The organism is Sphingobacterium alkalisoli, assembly GCF_005049105.1.
Lineage (GTDB): Bacteria > Bacteroidota > Bacteroidia > Sphingobacteriales > Sphingobacteriaceae > Sphingobacterium > Sphingobacterium alkalisoli.
The window spans coordinates 481,760-508,679 of record NZ_SUKA01000001.1; the positions used below are offsets into that span (position 1 = coordinate 481,760).

The window sequence follows — 26,920 nt, forward strand, 5'->3', positions numbered from 1 at the left end:
GGATTATTATTTCGTCGCTTTATACGCTTCGATTCCAGATTTTAAGTAATTCGCATATTTTTCGATATCGTAATTTGCTCCACTGGTGGGTACTAGAAGTTCTCCTTTACTATCAACGATCGCATATAAGGGCTGCGAATTACTGCGAAATTGAGTAATTTGAAAATCCGTGTTCTTTTTTCCAACCGTATTTATTTTTTTTCCAGTTTGAGGTGACACGTACTGCTCCGATTCCGGAAGGCTTAGGTCGTGTTCATCGACATATAATTCCACCAGAATAAACTCATTGTTGATAAGGTTTTTTACCTCCTGATTTGACCATACATCTGCTTCCATTTTTCGACAATTTACGCAGGTCCACCCCGTAAAATCGATTAACAAAGGTTTTTGCTGCTCTTGGGCAGCTGCTAAGGCCTCATTGTAGTCGTAGTATGGATAGAATCCTTTTATGGTAGCTCGGCTATGGAAATGCGTGTAGTGTTTTCTATTAACGGCATCCGCATTATGATTATTACTTGTTCCAATTCCAGCAGAAACATCAAAATCTTGTGTACCAATTGGAGGTAAGAAAGCTGCTATTGACCGCAAGGGGGCTCCCCACAATCCCGGAATCATGTATACAACAAATGAAAATACAATAATGGCTAACATCGTGCGCGGAACCGACAGATATGCTAACGGACTATCGTGGGAGAATCTAATTTTTCCGATCAAATACAAGCCCATCAAACCAAAAATTACGATCCAAAGGGAGAGGAAAACTTCCCGATCAAGCAGTTGCCAATTATAAGCTAAATCGACATTTGATAAAAATTTCAAGGCTAATGCTAATTCCAGGAACCCCAAAACAACTTTAACACTATTCAACCAGCCTCCTGATTTAGGTAAAGATTTAAGCATGGAGGGAAACATCGCAAACAGCACGAATGGAATAGCTAAAGCTAGTGAAAAACCAAACATACCGATGGCAGGCCCTAAACGCTCACCTTTTGTAGCCGCTTCGACTAGTAAAGTTCCTATGATAGGCCCTGTACAGGAAAATGACACCACTGCAAGGCTTGCCGACATAAAGAATAGACCTAACAATCCACCTTTATCTGAGTTGGAATCTATCTTATTAACGAAAGAGCTCGGTAGTGTAATTTCAAAAGCGCCAAAGAATGATGCGGCGAAAACGACAAGAAGTAGAAAAAATAGGAAATTGAATACACCATTGGTCGAAATTTGATTCATGGCCTCTGGGCCAAAGGCTATCGTAATAAGCATCCCCAGAGCTACATAAATAACAATGATAAAGATACCGTATAATAGGGCTTGTGTCACCGCTTGCGTTTTGTTGCCAGATTTTTTTGTAAAAAAACTTACGGTCAAGGGTACCATTGGAAAAATACAAGGCATCAAAAATGCGGCGAATCCCCCAATCAAGCCAGCTATAAAAATACCCCAAAGCGACTCGCTGTTTTCGTTTGAGTTTTCTATTGAAAACGATTCTACTTCGGTATCTATAACCTGTTGATCAATACTATCTGTGCCCTCCGAAAAAACAATGTCGTCAGAAACTTCCAATAAGGAGCTGGTATCGGAGACTGTACCATCGCTAAATTCAATATCATCAAAAGAAAGAAGTGTGTCCTCTTGAGCGAAGGAGAGTTTAAATGAAAAAGCCAATACAGTTAATGTAAGTAATAGAACGTACTTATAATTTTTCATGAACGAGAAATAAATTGGGTAAAAATAAAAAAAAGGCAGTGTAAAACTGCCTTTTTCAGAATTTTTAGCGTTGTGATTATTTTATTGTGACTGTAAAATTATATTCATCAGGAGGAAGGCATTGTGTTTTATCACAGACCATAAATTCTACCGTTCCACTCACCGAAGTGGGTTTTGACGTGTTTAATTTTACCTTTTGCTGAAATACCACTTCCGTACTAAAGTAAGGCACATCCATCTTGAATACGTCCTCGAATTTGGTCTTTGGTTTCGGTTCTGCAGTCTTTCCGTTTAAAGTAAAATCTTTAGAGGCTTTGTAGGTAAAGGAAGTAGGGACTGGTCCGCCTTCTCCTACAGTTTGCGAGTATATGTGCCAGCCATTTTGAATAGTTGCTTTAATAAATATTACTCCTTCTTTACTGTTCAGTTTTTTTGAAGCCACAGACCATTTTACCGGGTTGTGAATTTGGGCAACAGCTCCAGTTATTGTTAATAAAACAGCAGCGATAAATAAGCTAAATTTTTTCATCTATAAATTTGTTTTTAAGTTGTGATGAAGCTATCAGGTTATTTCGCCTTACGGTGTGGTTTGAAATCCTGATGGTTTCGTAGTCATTTTTGTATCGTAAATCTTAAATTAAGACTTTACATGTGCTTAAAAGTTTAACGCTAAATTACACTTATACCTTTCCTTCGGCAAGTAATTTTTTTGTTATAGCTGATACGCGATGTCTTTTAGACGGTATTTTACTTTTTCCTGATTATATTGTAATTCAAGCAAACCATCTTCTCCAACTTTTAGTATCCGAGCTTTTACTGTCTTCCCTTCCAATGTAAATAATGCATCCACGTTTCTGCGAAATAGAAGTTGATTATAACGCGCCAATAATTCCTCATACCGCTCTTTCAATAACATTTCATTGTAAAATTTTATCTTAGATTGAATTTCAGTTACTAATGACAGTAGAGGCGTTTGTAGGGATAGATTTTCCTTCTGGAGAGAAGTCGTTTTAAATGAGATTTCTGTGGGAAACTGGGTCTGGAATACATTTAATCCTATTCCAATGATCGCGTGTTTGATCCGTGCGTGCGAAATTTTACTCTCTATCAATATACCCCCAATTTTTTTATCGCGCACCATGATGTCATTTGGCCATTTGATACTAGCTTTCGCAGAAGTATGTTGGGAAACAGTGTCATAAACGGCTAGGCTTGAGATGATTGATAAATAGAATTGCTTTTGAGGAGTTAGTTTTTGAGGGAATACGATAAAGCTTGCTGTTAAACTTTCGCCTGGTTGATCAATCCAAGTGGTGCCCCGCTGTCCCCTACCGGCTGTTTGTTTTGTTGCCATAATGGCAGTGTATTCTTCTAGTGGCGTGAAATTTGACAATAGTTGGTTTGCATAATCATTCGTAGAAGTTGTTTCGGCTAGAACAATTACGTTCTGAGCGCTAGAATGTCCAAAAAATGTGTTATTTTGCAAAAGAATATATTTAAATGAATGAATAAAGCTATAATAATTCTTAATGAGTAGAAAGAAAAATTTAGAATTGTCTGCAAAACTGGCGGAAATTGTAGTTCATGGGATGCAGGAAAAGAAGGGTAATGAGATTGTGAGGTTGGATATGAGAGAAGTAAATGCCACAATTTCGGATTATTTTGTTATCTGTCACGCAGATTCTAATATACAGGTCAATGCAATTGCAAAAAGCGTGGAGGACGAGGTTTTTAAAACCTTGGGTCAAGATCCTTGGCATAAGGAGGGGCATGGAAATGGAGAGTGGGTGTTATTGGATTTTGTGGACGTCGTGGTACATATTTTCAAAACAGATAAACGGTCTCATTATCGAATTGAAGATTTGTGGGGAGACGCAGAAGTACAATCTTACCAGAGTGCTTAGTTAATTAATAAATAGAGACGGATAGATATATAATGAAGAAAATTCCAAATAAAAAAGTAACGCCTATTCCACCGAAGTTTAATATGATGTGGCTTTATATCGCAATGATATTAGGCTTTTTCGCACTTCAATACGTTTTCAGTGGTACTAGTGCGAAGGAAACAACATACGAAAACTTCGAAAAAAATATGCTTTTGACAGGTGATGTCGAAAAGTTAGTAGCACTCAAAGGTAACGATTTATTAGAAGTGCAGATTTATATCAAAAAAGATAGATTAAAAGAGGATAAATACAAAGATGTAGCTCCGTCGGAGAACAATTTAATGGTTTCTCAATCGTCAGGACCTCAGTATATTTTTACACTGGGATCGGATCAGATATTTGAGTCAAAATTAAATGCATCTCAAGAAAAATTACCCGAAGGAATAAATAAGGTGACGGTAGAATACGGAAGTAAGAATAGTCCATGGAGTGGCTTTTTCCTTTCTTTCATATTGCCATTAGTCATCATTGTTGCACTTTGGATGTTTCTAATGCGTCGAATGAATGGTGGTGGCGGCGGTGCAGGTGGCCAAATTTTTAATATAGGTAAATCGAAAGCGCAGTTGTTCGATAAAGAATCGCAGATAAATATTACCTTCAACGACGTCGCGGGGTTGGAAGAAGCTAAACAGGAGGTGATGGAAATTGTAGATTTCCTGAAGAATCCAAAGAAGTATACCGATTTAGGAGGTAAGATTCCTAAAGGTGCATTACTTGTAGGTCCTCCGGGAACAGGTAAAACATTGTTAGCAAAAGCTGTAGCAGGTGAGGCACAAGTTCCTTTTTTCTCTTTATCTGGATCAGATTTCGTAGAAATGTTTGTTGGTGTGGGCGCCTCACGAGTACGTGACTTATTCAAACAAGCTAAGGAGAAAGCTCCCTGTATTATTTTTATTGATGAGATTGATGCAATCGGTCGTGCACGCGGGAAGAATTCAGTAATGGGAGGCAACGATGAGCGTGAAAATACTTTAAATCAATTGTTGGTAGAGATGGATGGGTTCGGCACAAACGTCGGGGTCATTATATTAGCAGCTACGAATCGGTTAGATGTATTAGACTCTGCATTATTGCGTCCAGGTCGTTTTGATAGACAGGTTTCCATAGATAAGCCAGATTTAATTGGTCGCGAACAGATATTCAATGTTCACCTTAAGCCATTGAAATTAGCAGAAGAGGTAGATGCTAAAAAGCTTTCAGCTCAAACGCCGGGTTTTGCAGGAGCAGAAATTGCGAATGTTTGTAATGAAGCTGCTTTAATTGCTGCCCGTAAAGGGAAATCAGCAATCGATATGCAAGATTTTCAAGATGCCGTGGATAGAGTAATTGGTGGCTTGGAAAAGAAAAACAAGATCATATCTCCCGAGGAGAAGAAAATTGTAGCATATCACGAAGCAGGGCATGCTATTGCGGGCTGGTTTTTGGAGCACGCAGATCCTTTAGTGAAAGTATCAATTGTTCCGCGTGGTGTAGCTGCGTTGGGCTATGCTCAATATTTACCAAAAGAACAATTCCTCTATACGACAGAGCAGCTATTGGACAGTATGAGTATGACGATGGGCGGTCGTGTAGCTGAAGATATTACTTTTGGTCGCATTAGTACTGGCGCCCAAAATGATTTGGAACGTATCACTAAATTAGCTTATGCAATGACGGCTGTATATGGTATGAATTCAAAAGTGGGAAATGTTTCCTTTAGAGATAGCGGAGCTGAATCGCAGTTTCAAAAGCCTTACTCGGATCAGACAGCTGAACTTATTGATGAAGAGGTTCGTATTTTAATAGCGAGTGTATACGATCGTACTAAAACATTACTGTTAGACAAACAGGAGGGTTTGATTAAGATTGCTGAAAAATTACTGGAAAAGGAGATCCTTTTTCAAGCAGATTTAGAAGAAATATTAGGTAAGCGTCCTTTTTCTAATCGTACGACCTATGATGAATTTGTAAATGGAGGTGCGGATGGGGGAGGTGTTCCTCCCACGGAATTACCCTTACCACCGATACCGGAAGATACGGTAAAACCAGAGGTGCCAAAAATAAACGAAGAAAATAGTTAAAATGAGGTGCACTGTGATAACAGTGCACTTGTTTTTTTAAGTCATGAATATCAGAAATACGACCGCTAAGGAGCGAATGCTTAAGCAGATAAGGCAAGCTTTGTTGCAGAAGCGAGATAATCCCCATCCTGACTTTGAAGATGCTCCTCTTTATAAAGATGAAGATGAACCATTGGATGTTACTTTCGCTAAGGAATTTACAGCAGCAGCGGGGAATTTTATTTATTGTGATGGCGAAATTTCCATTATTGAAAATTTGATTGCGCTAGTGGAACAGTTGAATATTACTAAAATTCATGTTTGGGAACCTGAGATACAAAAATTATTGGGACATTATGGCTTTCCAATAATAACTTCAGATAGTAATTTTGAAGAGGCCGAAGCGAGTATAACCACATGTGAATCTCTAATAGCTCGAAATGGAAGCGTTATGATTTCAAATGGAAATGCCGGAGGCCGCCGATTGAGTATCTACCCGCCTATTCATATTGTCTTTGCGAAAACCTCTCAGTTAGTGATGGATCTTAAACATGCTTTTTCGCACATTAAAGGAAAATATGGTACTGAATTGCCATCGATGATTACCACCATTACGGGACCCAGCCGTACTGCAGATATTCAGAAGATGCTCGTGCTTGGTGCACATGGACCAAAAGAGTTATATGTATTTCTAGTTGAAGACCGATTTTAATATATGATTTTAGAATATTTATATGCTACACCTGTAGCCAGTGTTATATTTGCTATTACAATAGCGACGAGCATCTATGTTTTTTCAAATCCGCACATGTACCGAACAATGATGTTACATCCTTATAGCATACATCGTGATAAAACAAAGGTCTATACCATATTTACAAGTGGAATAATTCATGCCGACTGGGGACATTTGCTGTTCAATATGTTTACATTCTACTTTTTCGGATTTGCCTTAGAGCATTTATTTGTTTTAGCAAATGGTTCTATTGGTCACCTCTATTTTGCGCTTCTGTATATTATAAGTTTGATATTAAGTGACATCCCTACTATTGTTCAGCAAAAAAATAACGTAGGGTATAATAGTTTAGGTGCTTCAGGCGCTATTTCTGCCGTGCTTTTTAGTTATATTTTATTTCAACCGAAAGCAATGCTTGGTATTTTTATGATCATACCTATGCCCGCGTATGTATTTGCTGTTCTATATATAATATATTGTATTTGGGCGTCCAGGAATTCAAATGATCGTATTAATCATGATGCACATCTATTTGGAGCCCTATCAGGTTTGTTGATTACAATTTTGTTGCATCCTTGGATAATAAGGCACTTTATTGAACAATTTTAACCCATCCAGTTTTCCCGATCTAAGCTTCTAAATTGGATCGCTTCTGCGATATGAGCAGTTTGAATCTTTTCGGAACCCTCCATGTCGGCTATCGTACGCGCGACTTTCAGAATTCGGTCGTACGCTCTCGCAGATAGATTAAGGCGTTCCATTGCTGTTTCAAGTAGTTTCTTACCCATATCATCAAGAAAACAGATCTCACGTACAGACTTGGAGTTCATCTGTGCATTATTATGCACACGCGTATTGTTTTCGAAACGTTTTTCCTGAATTTTTCTCGCCCCCATAACGCGTTGACGAATAGCGCTACTATCTTCCGTTGATCGCCCATTTGATAATTCTTTAAATTCGACCGGAGTGACTTCCACGTGCAAATCAATACGATCAAGAAGGGGACCGGAAATTTTACTGAGGTAGCGTTGCACGACGGTGCTACCACAGATACATTCTCGCTCAGGATGATTGAAATATCCGCATGGGCACGGATTCATTGCCGCAATTAACATAAAGCTTGCAGGATATTCCACTGTAAATTTAGCCCTGGAAATGCTAATGTTTCGGGATTCTAATGGTTGTCGCATGACTTCCAGCACTGTTCTCTTGAACTCGGGTAATTCGTCTAAAAATAAAACTCCGTTATGTGCCAAAGAAATTTCACCGGGTTGTGGGTTTGCACCTCCCCCTACCAATGCGACATCCGAGATAGTATGGTGCGGATAGCGAAAGGGCCGTGTTGTCATCAATGCTTCAGAAGGAGAGAACTTCCCGGCGACGGAATGGATCTTTGTCGTCTCCAGCGATTCTTCTACAGATAAGGGAGGTAAGATGGTAGGCAATCTTTTAGCCAACATTGTTTTACCCGCCCCCGGAGGACCTATCAAAATGACGTTGTGTCCTCCAGATGCCGCAATCTCTAAGGCTCGCTTGATATTTTCCTGTCCCTTTACATCCGCAAAATCTACCTCGTAATTGTTTATTTTATTGACAAACTCATCATAGATGTTAACGATTGTTGAGGGAAGTTGCTCCTTCCCTTCAAAAAAGCCGACAACCTGACTTAACCTTTCCACGCCTAGGATGTTCAGTTCAGATACAATCGCTGCTTCTCTTGCATTGACGCTAGGTAAAATAATACCTTTAAAACCATCTGCTTTCGCTTGGATCGCAATAGGTAACGCTCCTTTTATGGGTTGGATAGACCCATCCAACGAGAGCTCTCCCAAGATAATATAATCCGCTATTTCTTCGTTCAGAATTTGTCCCGATGCCGCTAATATTCCGATCGCAATACTCAGGTCGTAAGCTGAGCCCTCTTTACGGATATCAGCCGGGGCTAAGTTGACTACTATTTTCTGACGCGGCATTCGAAATCCTATTGCCATAATGGCACTTTCAATACGTTGCCAACTCTCTTTGACAGTGTTATCAGGTAAACCTACTATATAATATTTGGTTCCTGTAGAGATATTTACCTCTACATTAATTGTAGTCGCTTGAATTCCATAAACAGCACTTCCAAAGGTTTTCACTAACATGTAGCTAATAAATTGGTTTCTTAAAAGTAATGAAAATATTTTACTCTAAATAATTTCTTACAATAAGTTTTGTTTTTGGACTTATCTTTGATGACTTTCAATAAAATTCGTAACTTAAGGCAGTGATCAGTGAAAATGCAGATAAACTAAACGATTTTGGATTTTAGTTGTTTAATAGATATAGGAATAGATTAATAGAAATAAATTTAGATAGTAATGAACGATAGCGGAAAAATTGTAGCAGCTTTGCTAGCAGGACTTGCTGCGGGAGCTGTGCTAGGAGTGTTGTTTGCGCCGGAGAAGGGCGCTGAAACCAGAGAAAAAATCAATGAATCTTTAGCTGACTTGGGGGAAGCTTTGAAGGAAAGGGCTGAAGAGCAACTTGATCAGTTGAATGACCTTAAAGAAAAAATTGTTTCTGCAATGAAGTCTAAGCTTTCGAAAACCGAAGAGATCTTAGAGGATGAAATAGAGGAGCATGCTTAAATAAAAAGACGAAAGCCGTCGAGCGTGAATTTTAATCTAAAGGGCTGTGTCATAAACATGGCTCTTTGTAAAAAGTAAAAGCATGGAAGAGCAAAAGTTTTCCTTTTCGGGGAGTTTTCAAAAAATCAGAGAATACGTAGATACTCGGATAGATTTAATGAAGCTAAAAGTGATTGCGAAATCTTCGCGAATCATAGGTGCGCTGATAGTAGATATATGTAAATTAGTTTTACTATTGATGATTGTTTTCTTCTTCTCGTTGGCTTTAGGTTTTTATTTGGGCGAAGTTTTAGGTAGTTATTCGGCTGGCTTTTTGGCGACTGGTGGTATCTTTTTGCTTCTTTTTTTGTCAATTAAACTCTTTGAACCTAAGTTAGAAGCCAAAATGATGGAGATTACAATTCAGAAAATTATGGGAAAATGGAATGAAGATGAAGATGATATGGAAGAAGAAGCTATCGATCAAGAATTAACGGATTTAGCGGAAAAGGTTGAAAAGGATGTTAAAGAGACTATCAAAAAGGATTTGAACCATGAGTACGAAAATAAATAATATTGACGAGTTAAGAGCTGAAATAGCTCGCCTGAAACGATTGAAAGAAGAACAAGAGCTATATTTAGGTGTTCAGTATACGTTGCTTAATAACAAGTTGAGTGCGCCTTACCGCGTGATTAGCTCCATTATATCACGTATGCCGGGGTACGAGCTTGTAAAAGGATTGGTTTCTTCGTCCTCTCAGGGAGGATCGGATAACCATAAAAAAAATGAGAACAGCTCTGATTGGTTGACTCGTACTTTGCAGTTGGGCTTACCACTTGTATTGAATAGAACTCTTCTTAAGAAGTCGGGATGGCTGAATAAATCATTAGTGTTATTTGCTTCAGAGGCTGCAGCAGGACAAATCAATCAGAACAGTTTGGCATCCGCAATATCTAAATTAACGGAGTTCGTAAAACCTAAAAAGAAAAAAAAGCAACATAAAGATGTTCCTCCGTTGGAAGAAGGATCAGATGTTATTAATTTTGGTATCCCGCCAGGTAGTGAAACTTATTAAAGTTCTTTTTCCTTAAAATCAATATACGCACGTTTAATTCCGTCTTTCAAAGTGATTTTGTGCTTCCATCCCATCCGGTGAAGTTTAGATACATCCATTAGTTTTCGAGGTGTACCGTCCGGTTTGGAAGAATCAAAGGCGATCGCACCCGGATATCCGATAATATCTTTTATTAGTAAAGCTAGATCTTTGATACTGATATCGTTGCCCGTACCAATATTTATAAATTGTTCCTCATCATAGTTCTCCATCAAAAAGATACAGGCGTCAGCTAGATCTTCTGAAAAAAGAAATTCACGAAGTGGAGTGCCCGTCCCCCAGATCGTCACCTGAGACAAGTTGCTTTCTTTTGCTTCGTGAAAACGACGAATTAAAGCCGGTAAAACATGAGAATTTTGCGGATGATAATTGTCGTTTATGCCGTATAGATTAGTCGGCATAACAGAGATGAAATTACAGTTGTATTGAGCGCGGTATGATTCACACATTTTGATTCCCGCTATTTTTGCAATAGCATAGGGTTCATTAGTATATTCTAATGGCCCGGTTAACAGATAATCTTCTTTAAGAGGTTGCGCAGCCAATTTAGGATAAATACAAGAAGACCCTAAAAACATTAGTTTTTGAACCCTGTTTACGTACGATTGATGGATAACATTGTTCTGAATAGCTAGATTTTCGTAGATAAAATCTGCCCGGTACAAATTATTAGCCATAATCCCACCTACTTTTGCGGCAGCTAAGAAAACATACTCAGGCTTTTCTTTAGCAAAAAAGTCGGCAACGGCTGCTTGATCTCTAAGATCTAATTCGTTAGAGGTTCGGGTTAGGATGTTAGTATATCCCACTTCTATCAATCTGCGGTGAATAGCGGAACCGACCATTCCCCTATGTCCTGCAACGAATATTTTAGCTTCTTTTTTCACGATAAATTATTGAGTCCTGCAAACTTAGATAAAGTTACTTTTATATACAATACAATATCGATACATATAAACGTAATATTTTGGACAAAGCTGAGATCGATTGTTTTCTACTGCTATCCGAAATTTCTTATAATGGAAATATAAGGTTATTTTTGCCGCTTAATATTTGTTATGGCTAAAGATAAATTAAGGAAATTTGCTGAGGTAGAAACCTTTAAGAATGTTGTTCAACTGGATGGAGGTCTTAAATATAGAGGGAAATGGTCGTCAGAGTTTTTTGGAAATGACAAACCTTTAGTTTTGGAACTAGCCTGTGGAAAGGGAGAATATACTGTAAATTTGGCGAAATTGTTCCCAGAGAGAAACTTTATCGGAATAGATTACAAAGGAAATCGTATTTGGAGAGGTGCAAAAACTGCTTTGGAGGAAGGAATTGTAAATGTAGGTTTTTTGCGTATTCAGATTGAGAAAATATTAGAGTTTTTTGATGAAAATGAGGTATCGGAGATATGGATTACGTTTCCAGATCCGCAACCCCAAGACAGTAGAGAAAAGAAAAGATTAACAAATCCTAAATTTTTACAGCGTTACAAGTTTATTCTTAAAAAAGATGGAATTATGCATCTAAAAACGGACAATGATGGATTTTATGCTTATACACTGGAGCAGCTGGCGTTTTTTGAAGCACAGAAAAATAAAGAGACAACAGATGTGTACAAATCGAATCTAGTAAATGATGTATTGTCTATTAAGACCTACTATGAACGAAAATATCTTGCTTTAGATAAAAATATAAATTATGTTCAATGGAAGTTTAGTAAATAAATGTAATACTTAATGAAATTTCAAATCTCTAACGATTAATAGCGATCCTTTTTTTGTATAGGGAGCATTACCTAATTTAAACACTTTTAATATATAATAATACGTGCCCTCATCTAATTTTTTGTCGGGAGTCCAATTATTTTGATAATCAGCTGAATTTAATACTTCTACACCAAGACGATTAAAAATCCTTAACTCCAATTTATCGTATTGGTTTGCCCCGATAATAAAGAATGAATCGTTTATTCCATCCTCATTCGGACTGATAACATTGGGGATAAAAAGACCAGTTACTTGAATAGAATACCGTGCAGCCTCGGATTTATTCCCATTTTTATCGGAAACTTGATATTCAAAATAGTCTATTCCAGTAAATTTAGTATCAGGTATGTAGTCGATGGAGCCATCACTATTCAACAGTAATTTTCCGCTTTTTGGAAGAACTGTTATCTCAATTGATGTAGGATCAATTTCGCTACCGTTCGAATAGTCATTTCTTAGTGGGTACAACCTGCTTTTAAGGCCGTGATTAATCCGAATTGAATCGTTGGTTGCTATTGCCTCTGTTTTTTTGATATTAATTTGTATGTAGGATTGGTTGCTTCGTAGTCGGCTTTTGTCCAATATTTGATAATGAACCCGCTCCATCACATTCTTAGCTGTTATCGAAGGTGTGTAAAAATAACTGTTGTTATCAGCAATAACATGTCCATGTTGGAAATTACCCAAAAGATCAATTCTGTCTATATTACTGGAACCAGGTTTGTCATTCTGTAAAAAGTCTAATCTTAGCCTTTCCCCTTCATAGATCGTATAGTTGTCGTTTGAAGTTATATAGGGTTGGGCGATGCTTGTTTCTGTAGGTAAATCGTCCTCAAAGCTATGACCTGAAATATCTTTTATAATTGTATTATACTTAGTTTCTATTCCCAAAACGCTGGCAGTATTAATAATTTTACTATTAATTGTCTCTTGTTCAGTAATCAGATAATTTGCTACATAGTTTGTTAGTCCGTTTGACTTTAGAAGGCTTATATGAAAAGCACTATCAGAAATTAACTTATCCACTATTTTTACATCAGCAATTTTGTCTCCAATATGTTTAATTTCAAAACGATATTGTATTATATCACCGACTGTGAATTGTCCCTCTTCTCCTGTTCCCACATTTTGTACTGTTTTCTTCAATTTTAATACGGGAAGATTTTCAAAACTAAAAACAGTAGGATTATCGTTGCCAAAATCGGATCCTGATATATCTGAAGTTATTCTATTCCTCGGATTGTAGGCCTCAATATGTGCGGAGTTAATGATTATATTATTAACAATATCTGATTCCGTCAAGACATATTTATAGGTAAATAGTCGCTCTTCACCAGACTTCAGTGTCAAATTTGGACTCCATATAGGGGTGCTGGATAATTTTTCATCAATCAATGCTAATCTTTGAAGAGGAGTCTGGCCTAAGTTTTTTACACGAAATTTATATTCCAATTGATCTCCCTTCGAAATTATTCCATCTTTATTGCTGTCAAAATAATCTACTGTTTTGACGAGACCGATTTTACCTCGCTCGTACTCGGGCTCAATAAGCATAACCTTATCATGGCGCTTTATATTGTTACAATTCGCTAGGCATTCCTCTTCTGCACTACCCGGACTTGTCTTTGATAAATCTAAAGAAATAGCGTCGGGGTCTGTCGAGTCCGCAGATCTTACAATACTGCCTTGAACTGGGATTCGAAAATAAAATTCTTCTGTTGCTTGAACGACTTTTACCTTCATTTGATAGCTGACCTCACATCCACTTGGAATATCAAGTGTCGAAGAGAAACCAGAAGTATTTAAATGATCTTGTAGGGAAGTTGCGCAAGTAGTAGATGATGTAAATGATTCAATCAATAGCCCTTCTGGGATTGTGAAAGAAAAATAAGCCGATTCTGCACCTGAAGGCCCCTCATTTTTGATCTTGACAGTGTACCAATAACTTTCATTTAGATCAATCACGTCTTTATCCGTACTAATCGATTCTATTTGTAAATCATGTATTGCTACTGTAATATTTTTATTGTAAGTACTATTTATGCTTAGATTGTAGGTCCAAGTGTCCATACCCTTCCCGTTTCCAAAACTATGACTTCCATACCAAGAATTGACAGTTCCCATGCTCCAATCAGTCGGCTTATACGATCCCCACTTATGTCCATTGATGTTACTCAATATTCCTTCCAAATTGATGAGAGGGTTTGACATTTCCGAGGGAATGCCAGGAGAAATGTCGCTATCGTCCCAGTATAAGGTCGAATAACCTAAGTTTTTGCCAGAGAGTTCAAAACGTTCAACCAATAATCCTTGTGGATTTACTTCAATATCTAGAAAAGGAAAGTGTACTTCTCCATCTAATAGTGAAATATCCACTTCGATAGGATAACCCTTTCCGACAGGTAGCATTTGTGAGTTACCGTCTAGCCCATTCCAGTATATTTTGTTGGCACCTATATCTGCGGAATGAACCATTTTAATCGTCACAAATTGATGTTGGCTAGATTTGGAGCTAATCGCAATTTGATATCTCCCTTTATAAGATGAGTCAAACGAAATCCAAGCTCCTTTTTTGCTGATGTGATTTTCTCGCCCTTCTATGCCTACAATTCGAATGCTATTCACTTCGGCAACAACAGGCTTATTGAGTAGCCAGGTTTTATTTCCGGGGTATTGCCCTATGGATTCCTTAGGTAAATCTGAGTCAGGTAAATTATAAAACAATTTATGTGTTATAAGTTTGTCTGTATCGGCTAGAAAAGGGTAATGATACCCTTGGTCATATTGATTTATACTTTTATAAATTGGGTTTTCGTGGGAATCTATAAAACCGAGGTTATTTGCAAAATATGAAAATCCTAGGCCGTGATTCCCATTTGCATCCACCCTATAAATAACTGCATCGTTAGTTAAAATATAATTTTTGCCGTAATACCCTCCTGATCCGTCGGATCGTTCTAAATTTCTAGAATGAATAGACAAGGTCAGACTATGGGTAAATACACGTCCATTTATCCAATTTGAATCGGTAATATCTCTGATGGAAATGTCCCAAGCAGCAATAAATGCATCATATTCTTGAAGCCAAATTGCATTAGCTTGCACCATAGCAGATTCGCCTTCTGTTGTAGCATAAGGTGCATAAAATTTTATAGACCAAATACCTTCTTCTGTTGCGTTAATTTCCAAAGGGGTGTATCCTATTCGTGGACCAGCTAATTCAGCTTGCCTAGTATTCAGAAAACCAGTAGCTTGTATTTTTCCAATATCATTGTTGGTGGTTTGATATCGTATTCCAGATGGTGAAATGACTTCAATACTCCCATTACCTATATTTTGAGCACTCGAAGCTACAGCGATGATTTCTCCCTTCTTCACCCAAGCATAATGTGCACCGTTTTCAACCGGACCATTGTTAAACATTGATCTTCCCGAAACTATGTAGGCTCTGGCCCCCCTTACTCCTGCAGGATATAAATCTTTAGATCCTTCGGCGAATATGGTCTTTGTTATGATTAATAGATAAAGAAGGATCAGGTACCTCATGCGATTTTAAAAAATTCAGTTATGTTGGCGACTAAAATAATGTATTAATTTTCATCTACAAACCAAAGAAACGTTTTTTTTGCATGAAGTATTAACTAAGAAATTCTATAAATTAAGTAAAGGCTGCTAGGGTGAGATTAACAACCCTCTTATTTACATCTTGCTTTGCGTTTTCGGCGCAAAATTCTTATACTTTCTTTTCGAAATTTTGTCGAAATTTACTGGTTGGGATACTTTTACATAGTACCCTGTTCCGTCATATTCGCGCTTGCGAGGATTAGATTTGCACGCATTTGCACAACATCCTTCCATTTCCCATCCGCATTCATCGCATTGTGTGAAGTGCTCGTTGCATTCTGCATTGGCGCAGTTTATCATTTTAGAAGTTGTTTTTCCACAGTTCTTACAAGTGGAAACCACCACCGGGTTTACATTATTGACATCGACAGTCACACGATTGTCGAAGACATAGCACTTCCCTTCAAAATCTTTTCCGCCTGCTTCTTTCCCATATTTGATAATGCCACCGTGCAACTGGTATACATCTTCAAATCCTTCTTGCAATAGTAGGGCGGAAGCTTTTTCGCATTTGATCCCCCCAGTACAATAGGTCAAGATCTTTTTGCCTTTGTATTGTTCCAGTTCTTTGACTTTCTCTGGGAATTCCCGAAAGTTTTCAATGTCTAATGTTACGGCATTTTTGAAACGGCCCACGTTGTGTTCGTAGTTGGATCTGACATCTAATACAACTACATCATCGCGGTCTTTCATTTCCATAAACTCAGTGGGCTCTAGGTGTATCCCTGTTCGTTTGTTGGGATCAATGATTTCCGGATTTCTAAGTCCAGAGTGTACAATCTCGGATTTGTAGCGGCAATGCATTTTAATGAAGGAAGGTTCCTCTACTTCGTCAATTTTAAAATCCGTTTTTGCAAAACGTGGGTCCGCGTGTACAGCATCTATATATGCTTGACAAGATGCTGCTGTGCCAGACACTGTGCCATTTAGTCCTTCGTCGGCAACGATAATTCGACCAACTAAACCTAGTGATTTACAAAATTCTAAATGGTCTGCAGCAAATTGTTCTGCATGTTCAATAGGGCTGTAACAGTAATACAGTAATGTTTGATATTGTGCCATATATTCATTGATACCGCTGCAAACGGCGTTTAATGTTAAAAATCTCTAGCAGCAAAGATAGGAAAAATATTACTTCTTTATTAGGGGCGTCAAAAGGTACTCAAGACCGTTTAATTTGATTTCGTATAAAGTAGCCAGTTGGATTCCTAATTTTCCGCGAGGAAAACCTTTTTTATGAAACCAAACTAGATAAGGCTCTGGCAAACGACATAGTAACCATCCTTGATATTTTCCGAAAGGCATTTTCGAATTGGCTAGCTCTATTAATAGTTCAGGATTAAAAAAATCATTCTCTTGTTTTGCCATGTATGATGCGGTGTTTGAGTAGGCGAAATGCAATAATGCAGTGATTTATAACGTTTGGAATTGTTCCGTAATGTTTTTTTAAAATTTCGTAGCGTTCTCTAAGGCTTTGTTGATGTCTTTTCTGAGACATACCACCTACCAAATACTTAGCAACGTATTGATGAATATTTACTGTAATTTTAGCTTTTTTCGCAGCACGTATAATCCAATCGATATCAGCACTCAATTGATATTGTTGGTCATAAGGTTCTGCAATTATCCGTTTTACATAGATAGCTTGATGGCACACATTCATACCATAACGAAATGATTTCCAATCAAACCTTTCTGGAGCTGTATGTCTGCGGTTACCAACGATGTGACGTTGTTCGTCTACGAGTTTAGTTTCACCGTAGATAATATCCGCATTATTTCCTTTTTCTACAATTTGTTGGATCGTATTTAAATCGAATAGTTCATCTCCCGAATTTAGAAAAAGCACATAGTCACCTGTTGCAGCTTGTAGCCCCTTATTCATGGCGTCATAAATGCCCTTATCTTTCTCTGAAATAATTTTCGAGATCCTATCTTCGTATGCCTTGATTATGTCGATGGTGCCATCCGTAGATGCACCATCGACGACAATGTATTCAATATTCTTATACGTTTGGTCAAGTACAGATTTTAAGGTGTACTCAATATCTCGAACGTTATTGTAAACGACAGTTATAATAGATATGTTAGGCAAAGACACTATTTATTTTCTTCTGTTATTCCATTTTTTTTTCAGAAAACGAATTAATCTTTTTTGCGGTGATCCTTTTCTGTGTGCGTAAAAATACTTAATTGATTGGAAAGCAACTGGATTTTCTTTGATTTCTGTGGGAAATTTATCCGGTAATTGAGTGGCAAGTTGTACTGCATAGGTCGTTTCTATATCAGAATGAGTACCAGATCCATCTGTGCCTATATTTTGTATAAAAGAATATCTAGGATAAAGCACAAGCCCCTTCTGTTTAAAAACAGATAGGTACCATCTGATTGCCCATGAATTTATTTTACCATGTTTAAACTCTTTAACCTGTTTCCAAAAATTTTCCTTTCCTTCGATGCTGAATTCATAAATATCAGATTTAGTAAGGTCTTTTGTGAGCTTATTGATGTCTCCTTCGAAAAAGTCCCAAGCCCTTTTCCATGTAGCCCAGCCCCAACTATTAACGACCCTAAAAAAAAATGCGTCTGGTAAATTTATAACGTCTTTAAGAGGTAAATTATATCCACTAATTTGCATGACCTTTGGTTCATGTTCGTATAGATCTAACGTTGTATTGAAATATTCTAAAGCTAGTGGGGAACTCTCGAGATCGTCTTCAAATACAATCACTTTATCGTATCTATCGATGACCGATGATACCCCGTTTATAACATTCTCTGATAGTCCCCAGTTTTCTTTTCGTTCTACTATCGTTACGGATTTGAATAATCTCGGCTTTTTAATTAGATTCCTTACTTTGATAACCAAGTCCCTGTCATTTTCAGATTTTGCGGCGTCGGAGTAAATATAAACATCGGAATTTTGAGCAAGGGTGTTTTTTTCGAGAAAATCTAATGTTCTTTCGGTATGATGCGGACGGTTGTAGACAAATAAAATAATGGGTGCAAAACTTTTCATAAATTAGATTTCTAAACAATTGTTATCTCTGTAAAAAATGGAAGTGCTCTTGTGATGAATAGCACCTATTGCTATACCCGTAAAAGGAATATGCCTAAAACCATTATCCTTAAAAAAGTCAAAAGCCTCTTTGTATTTGGCTCGCTCCGAATCATCTAGAATTATCACCCCTTGAGAGGTTAGTTTTTGGACGGCTTTCTTACAGCAATCTACCCGTTGTCTCCCATCTACTAGAATAATATCATAGCTTTCATCCTCGTTAAAAATAGTACTGCTGTAGTTCTCTCCTAGGTTGACATATTCCATATTCACATTATTAGGTAATAATGGTCGAATCTTATTAAACCAATCTTCATCATGCTCTACTGATTTTACACTTGCTACAAATTCAGAAAAATACAATGTTGAATTCCCGGCACCGAATTCAAAAAGTTTGAAATTACTCTTCAATCTACCGCTAATAAAGTCTAAGAAAGAATAGGTTAGCCAAGGGATAGGGTTTCCTGATGTGTCTAATGCTTGTTTTGTTAAATAAGAATTGATCCATCCTTTCTCGACAAAATATCCTTTGATACTCAAAGACAATAAACCATATAGAATGCGTGGTTTGAATAGGGTTGAATATGAACCTTGTTTTTTCATAAGCTGTAAATTACATCGAAATCTAACAAAATATTTTGTGTTTTCTAGAATAAACTAAATTATAGATTTCTGTTGTAAAGTTTTTCTGTTTTTTTAGAATCTTGATAATGTTAGATATTCTTTTCTAACTTTGGTACAAATCAAAATGATTAATGAGTAATAACACGAAAGAAGTTACAATTAAAGGGTTATTTTGGAATGCAGTAGATCGTTTTGGTAATCAGTTTATTGTGACGATTGTGGGAGTTGTAACAGCCCGAATTATAGCTCCTGAAGACTTTGGGATATTAGGTGTACTTATGATTTTTTCTACTGTTGCTACATCGTTTGTCGATAGTGGATTGGCTACGTCTCTTGTTCGTTCTAAAGAATTGAACAAAATTGATTATTCCACGATGTTTGTCTTCAATCTTCTGACCAGTTTTGTCATTTATTTTATACTGTTTTTTTGTTCGCCTATGATTGAACGTCTCAATAAAATAGATGGACTGTCTTTTTATGCGAGAGTAATGTTTTTACAAATAATCGTTCATTCGTTTGGTATTGTTCAGTATGTTCAGATATTAAAGAGTTTTCAATTTAACATAACTGCACGTATAAATATTTTATCTATTTTTTTATCCGGTACAATTACTATTTTGATTTCCGTATTTGGATATGGAATTTGGGCGCTCTTGCTACAGCCTGTCTTCTATTCATTTTTTCGAACTGTTTTCTTGTGGATATGGGGAAAATGGGATATTAGCCTTGTATTTAGTATTAAATCTCTGAGAAAGCATCTGAAATTTTCTATTTTATTTATGTTTTCCAACATGATTAATAAAATATTGTCACCCCTTTATTACTCAATATTAGGTACAAACTACCCCTTGTCGACTACAGGCTTTTATTATCAGGCTAATAAATGGGGAGAAACTCCTAACTTGTTAATCTCCTCCATTATCCAAGGAACTACCTTGTCTACCCTAGCGCCAATTCAAGATGATTTTGATCGTTTTTTGAACGCCTGTAGAAAAACGATGGCTACATTAGCCTTTGTTTTATTTCCGGTTAGTATCTGTTTTATCGTTATTGCACAGCCAGGATTTGCTTTGTTTTTAACCGAAACATGGACGCCTTCTGTAATTTATTTTCAGATCATTTGTTTTGCTGGTATTTTTATTTCTCTATCCGATCTGAATGTTAGTTTTTTAAATATTAAGGGAAAATCCACTTATGCTTTCAATTTAGAATTTACTAAATTAGCTCTAGCAATAATAATTTTGGCTTTCACATATAATAAAGGTGTTCTAAATATTCTATATGGTCAGCTGTGCGTCCGCATAGTATGTTATATTATCGTCACATTTTTTAGCGAAAAAATATATGGCTACAATTTTTTTAAACAAATGAAGGATATCTTGTCCTCTTTCTGTGCTAGTTTAGTTTGTGCTTTGTTGGCATTTATACCAGCATATGCAGACTTTAATATTACAAATAGTAACTTGTTAGTTATTCAAGTTATTATATTCGTAAGCGGGTATTGTTTAATTAACCATTTTAGCAGGAATACTATTTGGACAGAGTTAATGGCTATTGTAAAGACGAGATTTAATAAAAATAGGAATGGAATTGATTAAAGGTGATTGGGTAGGTTTTAATACTATATTCTATCACGAAAAAACCGGGAAATTTAGTAAAAATATCAGTGACGTAATTGATTACGGTAATATAGAAATTGATAAGGAAGGATTATCCGCTTATTTAGATTATGGGTATAGTGTCTTTGGATATACCCCGGTAAAATATGTGAAATTCCTGTTACCTTTTCAATCATTACAAGTGAAATCTGGTACTGTAGAGGTGTGTGATAATGAAGATGAGACCGTTCATAAAATTGGGATAACAACAAAGGAAGAATTCGTTATTGAAAAAATTGAAGACAACATAAACAGTTGGGCATCGACTTTTCCGGAGGATATAATTATTCCTACAAGTGGCGGCTTTGATTCCAGATTTTTAAATATGCTAGTAAAGGATAAGAGCCGAATTCATGCATACACTTATGGCACCTCATTTAACCAGAATAAATCACGAGAGACCGTTTACGCTAAATTACTATCTGATAGACTAGGGATAAAGTGGACTAGAATAAATCTGGAAAAGTTTAATAGTTATACTGACGAATGGTACGCAATTTTTGGACCTTCAGCTGGGGCTTCGGGAACATACCATATCGAGTTTTTTGAAAAGATATTTAATATAGAAAAATCTAGGCTTTGTCTTTTGAGTGGTATAATAGGTGATGCCTGGGCGGGAGCGGTAAATATATCTCCAGTAAGTGACCTAATGGATTATAAGGTGTTGGGTCACACGCATGGAATGAATGCAGACTACTTAAAAGCTACCGGAGTTGACTATAGTTCTATTATTGAGCCCATTTATGATAAGCAGAAAGATAATCTAAAGGATCCAGATTATAGGATTATAGCTACTATGCGTACAAAGATGATGTTGTTGAAGTTCTTAATTTCTATACCTCAACGATATAATTTTGAAGGATATTCTCCTTTTTTAGAAGAAGATATAGCACTAGCGATGTTAAATCTGCCAAAGGATAGGAAACATAATAGAATTTGGCAGCGTGATTTTTTTAAGAGGCATAATGTCTTATTTGAAGAAGAGAAGCACAGTTATACTTATCAGAACTCGTTAAACTACGATGTTATAAAAAAACACGGATTAAAACCGTTGAATATTCAATTGTTAAAAGAGCATTTTAAGAAAGACTATATTGAATGGGTAAACAGAAAGATTTCAGGTATAAGCGCGAGAGAGGCAATATTTCAGACACTTATGCACACACCAAAAATAAAAGGTATGATGAAAATGTTAAGGTTTAAAAACGAATTAATGGCGGCCTATTTTGCTTATATAACGATTAAGCCAATTGAAAACCTCTTAAACCTTAGGAATGAAAGTGCAAAATCCTAAGCATAGATTGCTTTTCGTTGGTGATGTGGTGATGGATTCTAGTCCCGAAATATGTGAAGATATACGGGAATTATTTCAACAGTGTGTTATCCGGTCTTGTAATGTAGAAGCACCGTTAAACGGTTTTGGGAAGGCTATTCATAAGACCGGACCTCTCCTTACTCAGAATTCGTCGGCAGCTGAAGAATTACAAAAATTAGGATTTAATATTTTTTCAATGGCAAATAATCATATTTGTGATTATGGATCAGAGGGGTTATTTTCTACTATAAATTCATTTCCGAAAGATGCGATCTTAGGGGTGGGTACCGAAAAGGAAGCTTATCTAATGCGAGTAAAAATTGTGGATAATGTGAGGTATGGATTTGTAGCATACGGAGAAAACGGATACGGTGCAATACAGGAGGATGTTGGGGTAGGGTATGCGTGGGTCAACCACCCGAGTGTAAATTCGGATTTAAATAACTATAAATCTCAAGTGGATATACTTATAGTTCAGGTGCATGCTGGAGTGGAGATGATCGATATTCCTATTCCTGAATGGAGGTCTAGGTATAAAGAAATTTTGGACAATGGAGCTGATGTGGTTATAGGACATCATCCGCATGTAGTTCAAGGGGTTGAACAATATGATGGAAAGTATATTTTTTATAGTCTTGGAAATTTCTACTTTGATTATGAATCAAAAGACCCGCGGTGGAATATTGGTGCTATTCTCGAACTGGAAATTGAGAATAAAAAAGTTAGATCCTATTGTGTATCACTTACCCGTAAAATCGGGAATAAACTTTGTCTAGAACAGAAAGACAAATCAGAAAAAAGTATCAATGTTTTATCCAACAAGATATTAAGCTCCGATTATGTTTCCCAGATTGATGCAATAGCAGTAGAACAATGGCATTTGCACCATAGAAAATATTATGCAAATCCACTCAATGGTTTTGCAAATTATTCTTTTAAAGGTCTAGCCAAACATATCAAAAGGCTATTCTTTAACAGGCGAGTTGATTATAGTATGATTTGGCATAATTTATTTATTGAGAGCAATGAGTGGCTTGTAAAGCGAGCAATAAAAGCTATCCTTAATAAAAAATAAATTTTAACTACTTTTTTTGTTGAGAAAAGGTTGATGCTACACAACGGACAAATACTTTTCAAACTCCTTCAATGACTTATCAGAAGGGTGCAAATCAGTAACTAAATAACTTACATCTTTAAGAGGTGCTACACGCATCTTTTGATTAGAGTTTAGTTTCTCCGCAATACTTAAAATGGCGACGTGTTTAGAACATTTTATCATTGCACGTTTTATCTGTACAACTTCCCAGTCCGAATCTGTAATACCTTCTTCGACGGAAAGACTATTGGTTCCCAATAAACAAAGATCGACGCGTATATCTGCCAATTCGTTAATAACCTGTGAGCCGGTAACAATATTCGTGTTTCTAGATAATTTGCCACCGATTAGGATTACTTCAATGTTTTCCTTTTCCGCTAATTCGAGAGCTACAAGAGGGCTGATTGTAAAGAAAGTGCACTGTATGTCATTGGGAATCAGACGTGCTAATTCTATCATGGTTGTACCCCCCCCAATTAAAACAGTCATGCCATTTGTGATTAGAGATAGTGCTTTGCTTGCAATTTCTTTTTTACCTTCTTTTGCGTATACGTTGCCTTCTTGGAAAGGGAATTGAAAAGATTTTGAAAGTGCTCCACCATATACTTTGATTACTTGTCCGTTTTCGGCCAGCTCATTTAGATCTCTTCGAATAGTATCTTCAGAGACGTTCAGCTGGACACTAAGATCTGATGAAAGCACTTTATTGTGCAGATTTATTTGATGGACGATGTAAGCTTGTCTTTCTTCTTTAAGCATGAGTATATGTTTTATTATTGATCATTTTCTTTAGTGTCGGAATCCACAGATTTGGTTGTACCTGCTTTGAATCGGGGTTTAAATCCTGTGGGCTTGGTAACGATAGATGTTTCATCAGCAGCGTTACTTTCGCTTTCTTCTTCTTGAATCTTTTCGGTGGTAGCGGATTTGGTTGTACCTGCTTTGAATCGGGGTTTAAATCCTGTGGGCTTGGTAACGATAGATGTTTCATCAGCAGCATTACTTTCGCTTTCTTCTTCTTGAATTTTTTCGGTGGTAGCGGATTTGGTTGTACCTGCTTTGAATCGGGGTTTAAATCCTGTGGGCTTGGTAACGATAGATGTTTCATCAGCAACGTTACTTTCGATTTCTTCTTCTTGAATCTTTTCGGTGGTAGCGGATTTGGTTGTGCCTGCTTTGAATCGAGGTTTAAATCCTGTGGGCTTGGTAACGATAGGCGTTTCATCAGCAACGTTACTTTCGATTTCTTCTTCTTGAATCTTTTCGGTGGTAGCGGATTTGGTTGTGCCTGCTTTGAATCGAGGTTTAAATCCTGTGGGCTTGGTAACGATAGGCGTTTCATCAGCAACGTTGCTTCCGATTTCTTCTTCTTGAATTTTTTCGGTGGTAGCGGATTTGGTTGCACCTGCTTTGAATCGCGGTTTAAAACCGACTGACTCCTTAGCTTGTTGTTGCTCGTTAGTCGTTTCCGTTGATATTTTAGAGATTATCGTTTTGGATGCAATTTCATTTGGTTCAGGTCCTAATACGGGATTGTTGCCTTCCTTGGCTACGTCAGCTTGGAACGATGTAAGCGTTTGTATTGGTTTGGAGTTTTCTATTTCTTGTATTTTATAGTTTTTTCTGAGTTTATTGAACCAAAATTTCTTACTATGATCAAAACTTTTTTCGCCCATAGCATTATAATGGCTTTTGAACTCTTCATAAAGCGGTAAATTTGATTGCTTTAAAGCAATCAAATCAATTTTTTTCCTAACAAAAAAATCTTCGAAGGTCAGCATTCACAAATGTAACGAATTGTAGAGACAATTAAAACTTACATGAGCAATGTTGAGAAACAACGATAAAATAAGACTAGTGATTCCTTCTAAGTGTTGGAATAGATGTTTTTAGAAGAAAAGAGGGATGATAACCCTCTTTAATATCTCCGGTAAAAAATAATGTATGGATTTTTAATCCATGTTATGATATACTGCTTGCACATCATCATCATCTTCGATCTTGTCGATCAGTTTTAGCACGTCTACGGCTTGTTCTTCTGTCAAGGACGAATGCGTTAGTGAAATTCTTTCCAACTTCGCAGAAGTTACTTCTATTCCTTTTTCTTCCAGCAATTTCTGCATATTACCAAAATCTTCGAAAGAAGTCTGCAAGACCACTATATCATTTCCTTCTTCATCTGATTCCACGTATAGTTCTTCCAACCCACCATCAATCAATTCAAGTTCCAATTCTTCTACGTCCAATTCCTCCGCTGCAGGGAAGCGGAACATGGACTTACGTTGAAAGATGAAATCCAGAGATCCTGTCTTGCCGAGGGATCCTCCTGCCTTGGTGAAATAGCTTCGGATATTAGCAACTGTACGATTCGTATTATCTGTGGCTGTTTCGATTAGTATAGGTACTCCATGTGGGCCGTAGCCTTCGTAAACAAATTCCTCGTAACCCTTTGAATCTTTTTCTGAAGCTCTTTTGATAGCCGCCTCAACACGATCTTTAGGCATGTTTACTGCTTTCGAATTTTGAATGGCAGTGCGTAAACGAGAATTGTTTTCTGCGTGTGGCCCGCCTTCTTTGACAGCAATAGCAATTTCTTTACCTAAACGTGTGAACTGGACTGCCATTTTAGCCCAGCGTTTAAATTTTCTTTCTTTTCTAAATTCAAAAGCTCTACCCATTTGATTATCCGTTTCTTTTAAGATTATTGATCATGTCTTTTGCCATAGCCGCCAAATCAAATTCTAGCTCCCAATTCCAATCTTTACGCGCATAGTCATCTTCGATACTTTGGGGCCATGAGTTGGCAATTGTTTGACGAGGGTCTCCCTCTTTATAAGACATTTCAAAATTAGGAAGAATTTTTTTAATTTCTTTCGCAATCTCAGTAGGTGTAAAACTTACACCGGCTAAATTATAGCTCGAGCGAATCGTTAGGTTCTCTGCAGGAGCATCCATGAGTTGGATGGTAGCGCGCACAGCATCTTCCATATACATCATTGGTAGAGCAGTGTCTTCCGACAAAAAACATTGATATTTTCCAGTTCTTAAGGCTTCAAAAAATATATGAATGGCATAATCAGTGGTTCCTCCTCCGGGCTGCGTTTTCCATGAAATAATACCAGGGTAGCGAATACTGCGTATATCTAATCCGTATTTGTTATGGTAATATTCGCTAAGTCGCTCGCCAGCCAGTTTGGAAATGCCATAAATGCTATTGGGATCCATCACACAATATTGAGGTGTATTTTTTTTAGGTGAATGTGGGCCAAAAACGGCTATTGAACTAGGCCAAAAAATCTTTTTTATATCCAATTCAACGGCTATATCCAATACGTTCAACAATCCATTCATATTGAGATCCCAGGCTTTCTGAGGATATTGTTCACCCGTAGCAGATAGCATCGCAGCTAATAAGTAGATTTGGGTTGGTTTATGTTTCAGAAAAAGCGACTTAAGCTCTACTTTGTCGAGAACGTTAGCAGGTTCAAATATTTCATTTTCGCCTAAAGTTTGCGGCTCACGTATATCTGAGGTAATGATTTGTTGGCTTCCAAATTTGTTTCTTAGAGCCATTGCTAACTCCGTTCCGATTTGGCCGTTGGCACCAAGAATAATAATCGTTTCTTTCATCTAAAA

At 37.1% G+C, this 26,920-nt stretch carries 26 protein-coding genes; 11 read left to right on the plus strand and 15 right to left on the minus strand.

Annotated features, from left to right (window positions below):
• Positions 1-6 precede the first annotated feature (6 nt).
• The 3 genes from FAZ19_RS01845 to FAZ19_RS01855 form a co-directional block, all read right to left on the minus strand.
• Entirely contained in the window at positions 7-1,710 is a 1,704-nt protein-coding gene (locus FAZ19_RS01845) for a protein-disulfide reductase DsbD family protein (protein WP_136818893.1), read from the minus strand.
• 76 nt (positions 1,711-1,786) lie between these two features.
• Complete coding sequence (locus tag FAZ19_RS01850) at positions 1,787-2,239, minus strand: protein-disulfide reductase DsbD domain-containing protein (RefSeq protein ID WP_136818894.1); 453 nt, start codon at positions 2,237-2,239, stop codon at positions 1,787-1,789.
• Between the two features lie 183 nt (positions 2,240-2,422).
• On the minus strand, positions 2,423-3,196 hold the full coding sequence (locus FAZ19_RS01855; RefSeq protein WP_169305534.1) for a biotin--[acetyl-CoA-carboxylase] ligase: 774 nt from the start codon (positions 3,194-3,196) through the stop codon (positions 2,423-2,425).
• A gap of 43 nt (positions 3,197-3,239) precedes the next feature.
• On the opposite strand from FAZ19_RS01855, the gene rsfS reads away from it, so the two are divergent.
• From rsfS to FAZ19_RS01875, 4 genes are read left to right on the plus strand one after another with little or no spacing between them, the layout of a single operon-like run.
• Positions 3,240-3,614: a ribosome silencing factor gene (gene rsfS, locus FAZ19_RS01860; protein ID WP_136818896.1), complete on the plus strand. Its 375-nt coding sequence runs from the start codon at positions 3,240-3,242 to the stop codon at positions 3,612-3,614.
• A 32-nt stretch (positions 3,615-3,646) separates the two neighbouring features.
• Positions 3,647-5,716 (plus strand): ATP-dependent zinc metalloprotease FtsH, encoded by a 2,070-nt coding sequence (gene ftsH / locus FAZ19_RS01865; protein ID WP_136818897.1) that lies wholly within the window; start codon positions 3,647-3,649, stop codon positions 5,714-5,716.
• Positions 5,717-5,759: 43 nt separating this feature from the next.
• Entirely contained in the window at positions 5,760-6,407 is a 648-nt protein-coding gene (locus tag FAZ19_RS01870; RefSeq protein WP_136818898.1) for a LutC/YkgG family protein, read from the plus strand.
• A gap of 3 nt (positions 6,408-6,410) precedes the next feature.
• Positions 6,411-7,040 (plus strand): rhomboid family intramembrane serine protease, encoded by a 630-nt coding sequence (locus FAZ19_RS01875; RefSeq protein WP_136818899.1) that lies wholly within the window; start codon positions 6,411-6,413, stop codon positions 7,038-7,040.
• Here FAZ19_RS01875 and FAZ19_RS01880 read toward each other — a convergent pair.
• Positions 7,037-8,575, minus strand: a complete 1,539-nt coding sequence (locus FAZ19_RS01880) for a YifB family Mg chelatase-like AAA ATPase (protein ID WP_136818900.1) — start codon at positions 8,573-8,575, stop codon at positions 7,037-7,039. The genes FAZ19_RS01875 and FAZ19_RS01880 overlap by 4 nt on opposite strands.
• 216 nt (positions 8,576-8,791) lie before the next feature.
• Between FAZ19_RS01880 and FAZ19_RS01885 the strand changes: the two genes are divergently transcribed.
• From FAZ19_RS01885 to FAZ19_RS01895, 3 genes are all read left to right on the plus strand, one after another.
• On the plus strand, positions 8,792-9,061 hold the full coding sequence (locus FAZ19_RS01885) for a YtxH domain-containing protein (protein ID WP_136818901.1): 270 nt from the start codon (positions 8,792-8,794) through the stop codon (positions 9,059-9,061).
• A gap of 82 nt (positions 9,062-9,143) precedes the next feature.
• Positions 9,144-9,614, plus strand: a complete 471-nt coding sequence (locus FAZ19_RS01890; protein ID WP_136818902.1) for a phage holin family protein — start codon at positions 9,144-9,146, stop codon at positions 9,612-9,614.
• Entirely contained in the window at positions 9,595-10,116 is a 522-nt protein-coding gene (locus FAZ19_RS01895) for a hypothetical protein (RefSeq protein ID WP_136818903.1), read from the plus strand. The genes FAZ19_RS01890 and FAZ19_RS01895 overlap by 20 nt, the downstream gene beginning before the upstream one ends.
• Here the strand turns inward: FAZ19_RS01895 and FAZ19_RS01900 are convergent.
• Positions 10,113-11,042, minus strand: coding sequence for a GDP-L-fucose synthase family protein (locus FAZ19_RS01900; RefSeq protein ID WP_136818904.1), 930 nt, complete (start codon positions 11,040-11,042; stop codon positions 10,113-10,115). The two genes, FAZ19_RS01895 and FAZ19_RS01900, sit on opposite strands and share 4 nt — an antisense overlap.
• A 171-nt stretch (positions 11,043-11,213) precedes the next feature.
• Between FAZ19_RS01900 and trmB the strand changes: the two genes are divergently transcribed.
• Positions 11,214-11,867 carry a tRNA (guanosine(46)-N7)-methyltransferase TrmB gene (trmB, locus tag FAZ19_RS01905; protein WP_136818905.1) on the plus strand — a complete coding sequence of 218 codons (654 nt, stop codon included), beginning with the start codon at positions 11,214-11,216 and terminating at the stop codon, positions 11,865-11,867.
• Between the two features lie 9 nt (positions 11,868-11,876).
• On the opposite strand, the gene FAZ19_RS01910 is transcribed toward trmB, so the two are convergent.
• The 6 genes from FAZ19_RS01910 to FAZ19_RS01935 all read right to left on the minus strand — a co-directional run bounded on the left by FAZ19_RS01910 (position 11,877) and on the right by FAZ19_RS01935 (position 19,194).
• Positions 11,877-15,455, minus strand: coding sequence for a T9SS type B sorting domain-containing protein (locus tag FAZ19_RS01910; protein ID WP_136818906.1), 3,579 nt, complete (start codon positions 15,453-15,455; stop codon positions 11,877-11,879).
• 153 nt (positions 15,456-15,608) lie between these two features.
• Positions 15,609-16,595 carry an oxygen-dependent tRNA uridine(34) hydroxylase TrhO gene (trhO, locus tag FAZ19_RS01915; RefSeq protein ID WP_136818907.1) on the minus strand — a complete coding sequence of 329 codons (987 nt, stop codon included), beginning with the start codon at positions 16,593-16,595 and terminating at the stop codon, positions 15,609-15,611.
• A gap of 69 nt (positions 16,596-16,664) precedes the next feature.
• Positions 16,665-16,901: a DUF3820 family protein gene (locus tag FAZ19_RS01920; protein ID WP_136818908.1), complete on the minus strand. Its 237-nt coding sequence runs from the start codon at positions 16,899-16,901 to the stop codon at positions 16,665-16,667.
• The gene (locus FAZ19_RS01925; protein ID WP_136818909.1) at positions 16,882-17,634 is read right to left on the minus strand and encodes a glycosyltransferase family 2 protein; all 753 of its coding nucleotides are present in this window, start codon (positions 17,632-17,634) and stop codon (positions 16,882-16,884) included. Before FAZ19_RS01925 ends, FAZ19_RS01920 begins: the two co-directional genes overlap by 20 nt.
• Before the next feature lie 3 nt (positions 17,635-17,637).
• On the minus strand, positions 17,638-18,552 hold the full coding sequence (locus FAZ19_RS01930; RefSeq protein ID WP_136818910.1) for a glycosyltransferase family protein: 915 nt from the start codon (positions 18,550-18,552) through the stop codon (positions 17,638-17,640).
• A gap of 3 nt (positions 18,553-18,555) precedes the next feature.
• The gene (locus FAZ19_RS01935; protein ID WP_136818911.1) at positions 18,556-19,194 is read right to left on the minus strand and encodes a class I SAM-dependent methyltransferase; all 639 of its coding nucleotides are present in this window, start codon (positions 19,192-19,194) and stop codon (positions 18,556-18,558) included.
• A 152-nt stretch (positions 19,195-19,346) separates the two neighbouring features.
• On the opposite strand from FAZ19_RS01935, the gene FAZ19_RS01940 reads away from it, so the two are divergent.
• The 3 genes from FAZ19_RS01940 to FAZ19_RS01950 are packed head-to-tail and all read left to right on the plus strand — an operon-like array spanning position 19,347 to position 23,263.
• Positions 19,347-20,813, plus strand: a complete 1,467-nt coding sequence (locus FAZ19_RS01940; RefSeq protein WP_136818912.1) for a lipopolysaccharide biosynthesis protein — start codon at positions 19,347-19,349, stop codon at positions 20,811-20,813.
• Positions 20,800-22,167: a hypothetical protein gene (locus tag FAZ19_RS01945; protein ID WP_136818913.1), complete on the plus strand. Its 1,368-nt coding sequence runs from the start codon at positions 20,800-20,802 to the stop codon at positions 22,165-22,167. Before FAZ19_RS01940 ends, FAZ19_RS01945 begins: the two co-directional genes overlap by 14 nt.
• The gene (locus FAZ19_RS01950; protein WP_136818914.1) at positions 22,148-23,263 is read left to right on the plus strand and encodes a CapA family protein; all 1,116 of its coding nucleotides are present in this window, start codon (positions 22,148-22,150) and stop codon (positions 23,261-23,263) included. The genes FAZ19_RS01945 and FAZ19_RS01950 overlap by 20 nt, the downstream gene beginning before the upstream one ends.
• A 36-nt stretch (positions 23,264-23,299) precedes the next feature.
• Here the strand turns inward: FAZ19_RS01950 and FAZ19_RS01955 are convergent, their stop codons facing one another.
• The 4 genes from FAZ19_RS01955 to FAZ19_RS01970 all read right to left on the minus strand — a co-directional run bounded on the left by FAZ19_RS01955 (position 23,300) and on the right by FAZ19_RS01970 (position 26,914).
• Positions 23,300-24,043 carry a DeoR/GlpR family DNA-binding transcription regulator gene (locus FAZ19_RS01955; RefSeq protein ID WP_136818915.1) on the minus strand — a complete coding sequence of 248 codons (744 nt, stop codon included), beginning with the start codon at positions 24,041-24,043 and terminating at the stop codon, positions 23,300-23,302.
• 14 nt (positions 24,044-24,057) lie between these two features.
• The gene (locus tag FAZ19_RS01960; RefSeq protein ID WP_136818916.1) at positions 24,058-24,960 is read right to left on the minus strand and encodes a hypothetical protein; all 903 of its coding nucleotides are present in this window, start codon (positions 24,958-24,960) and stop codon (positions 24,058-24,060) included.
• Between the two features lie 276 nt (positions 24,961-25,236).
• Positions 25,237-25,962, minus strand: coding sequence for a YebC/PmpR family DNA-binding transcriptional regulator (locus FAZ19_RS01965; protein ID WP_136818917.1), 726 nt, complete (start codon positions 25,960-25,962; stop codon positions 25,237-25,239).
• 4 nt (positions 25,963-25,966) lie between these two features.
• Complete coding sequence (locus FAZ19_RS01970) at positions 25,967-26,914, minus strand: NAD-dependent epimerase/dehydratase family protein (RefSeq protein WP_136818918.1); 948 nt, start codon at positions 26,912-26,914, stop codon at positions 25,967-25,969.
• Positions 26,915-26,920: the final 6 nt, after the last annotated feature.

Coding starts and splice junctions, on each gene's coding strand:
- FAZ19_RS01965 (WP_136818917.1), bottom strand. CDS start 25,962: ATGGGTAGAGCTTTTGAATTTAGAAAAGAAAGAAAATTTAAACGCTGG.
- FAZ19_RS01885 (WP_136818901.1), top strand. CDS start 8,792: ATGAACGATAGCGGAAAAATTGTAGCAGCTTTGCTAGCAGGACTTGCT.
- FAZ19_RS01920 (WP_136818908.1), bottom strand. CDS start 16,901: ATGGCAAAACAAGAGAATGATTTTTTTAATCCTGAACTATTAATAGAG.
- FAZ19_RS01870 (WP_136818898.1), top strand. CDS start 5,760: ATGAATATCAGAAATACGACCGCTAAGGAGCGAATGCTTAAGCAGATA.
- FAZ19_RS01940 (WP_136818912.1), top strand. CDS start 19,347: ATGAGTAATAACACGAAAGAAGTTACAATTAAAGGGTTATTTTGGAAT.
- FAZ19_RS01945 (WP_136818913.1), top strand. CDS start 20,800: ATGGAATTGATTAAAGGTGATTGGGTAGGTTTTAATACTATATTCTAT.
- FAZ19_RS01930 (WP_136818910.1), bottom strand. CDS start 18,552: ATGAAAAGTTTTGCACCCATTATTTTATTTGTCTACAACCGTCCGCAT.
- FAZ19_RS01950 (WP_136818914.1), top strand. CDS start 22,148: ATGAAAGTGCAAAATCCTAAGCATAGATTGCTTTTCGTTGGTGATGTG.
- FAZ19_RS01880 (WP_136818900.1), bottom strand. CDS start 8,575: ATGTTAGTGAAAACCTTTGGAAGTGCTGTTTATGGAATTCAAGCGACT.
- trhO (WP_136818907.1), bottom strand. CDS start 16,595: ATGGCACAATATCAAACATTACTGTATTACTGTTACAGCCCTATTGAA.
- FAZ19_RS01955 (WP_136818915.1), bottom strand. CDS start 24,043: ATGCTTAAAGAAGAAAGACAAGCTTACATCGTCCATCAAATAAATCTG.
- FAZ19_RS01960 (WP_136818916.1), bottom strand. CDS start 24,960: ATGGGCGAAAAAAGTTTTGATCATAGTAAGAAATTTTGGTTCAATAAA.
- FAZ19_RS01845 (WP_136818893.1), bottom strand. CDS start 1,710: ATGAAAAATTATAAGTACGTTCTATTACTTACATTAACTGTATTGGCT.
- FAZ19_RS01935 (WP_136818911.1), bottom strand. CDS start 19,194: ATGAAAAAACAAGGTTCATATTCAACCCTATTCAAACCACGCATTCTA.
- FAZ19_RS01890 (WP_136818902.1), top strand. CDS start 9,144: ATGGAAGAGCAAAAGTTTTCCTTTTCGGGGAGTTTTCAAAAAATCAGA.
- ftsH (WP_136818897.1), top strand. CDS start 3,647: ATGAAGAAAATTCCAAATAAAAAAGTAACGCCTATTCCACCGAAGTTT.
- FAZ19_RS01970 (WP_136818918.1), bottom strand. CDS start 26,914: ATGAAAGAAACGATTATTATTCTTGGTGCCAACGGCCAAATCGGAACG.
- trmB (WP_136818905.1), top strand. CDS start 11,214: ATGGCTAAAGATAAATTAAGGAAATTTGCTGAGGTAGAAACCTTTAAG.
- FAZ19_RS01850 (WP_136818894.1), bottom strand. CDS start 2,239: ATGAAAAAATTTAGCTTATTTATCGCTGCTGTTTTATTAACAATAACT.
- FAZ19_RS01910 (WP_136818906.1), bottom strand. CDS start 15,455: ATGAGGTACCTGATCCTTCTTTATCTATTAATCATAACAAAGACCATA.
- FAZ19_RS01875 (WP_136818899.1), top strand. CDS start 6,411: ATGATTTTAGAATATTTATATGCTACACCTGTAGCCAGTGTTATATTT.
- rsfS (WP_136818896.1), top strand. CDS start 3,240: ATGAGTAGAAAGAAAAATTTAGAATTGTCTGCAAAACTGGCGGAAATT.
- FAZ19_RS01895 (WP_136818903.1), top strand. CDS start 9,595: ATGAGTACGAAAATAAATAATATTGACGAGTTAAGAGCTGAAATAGCT.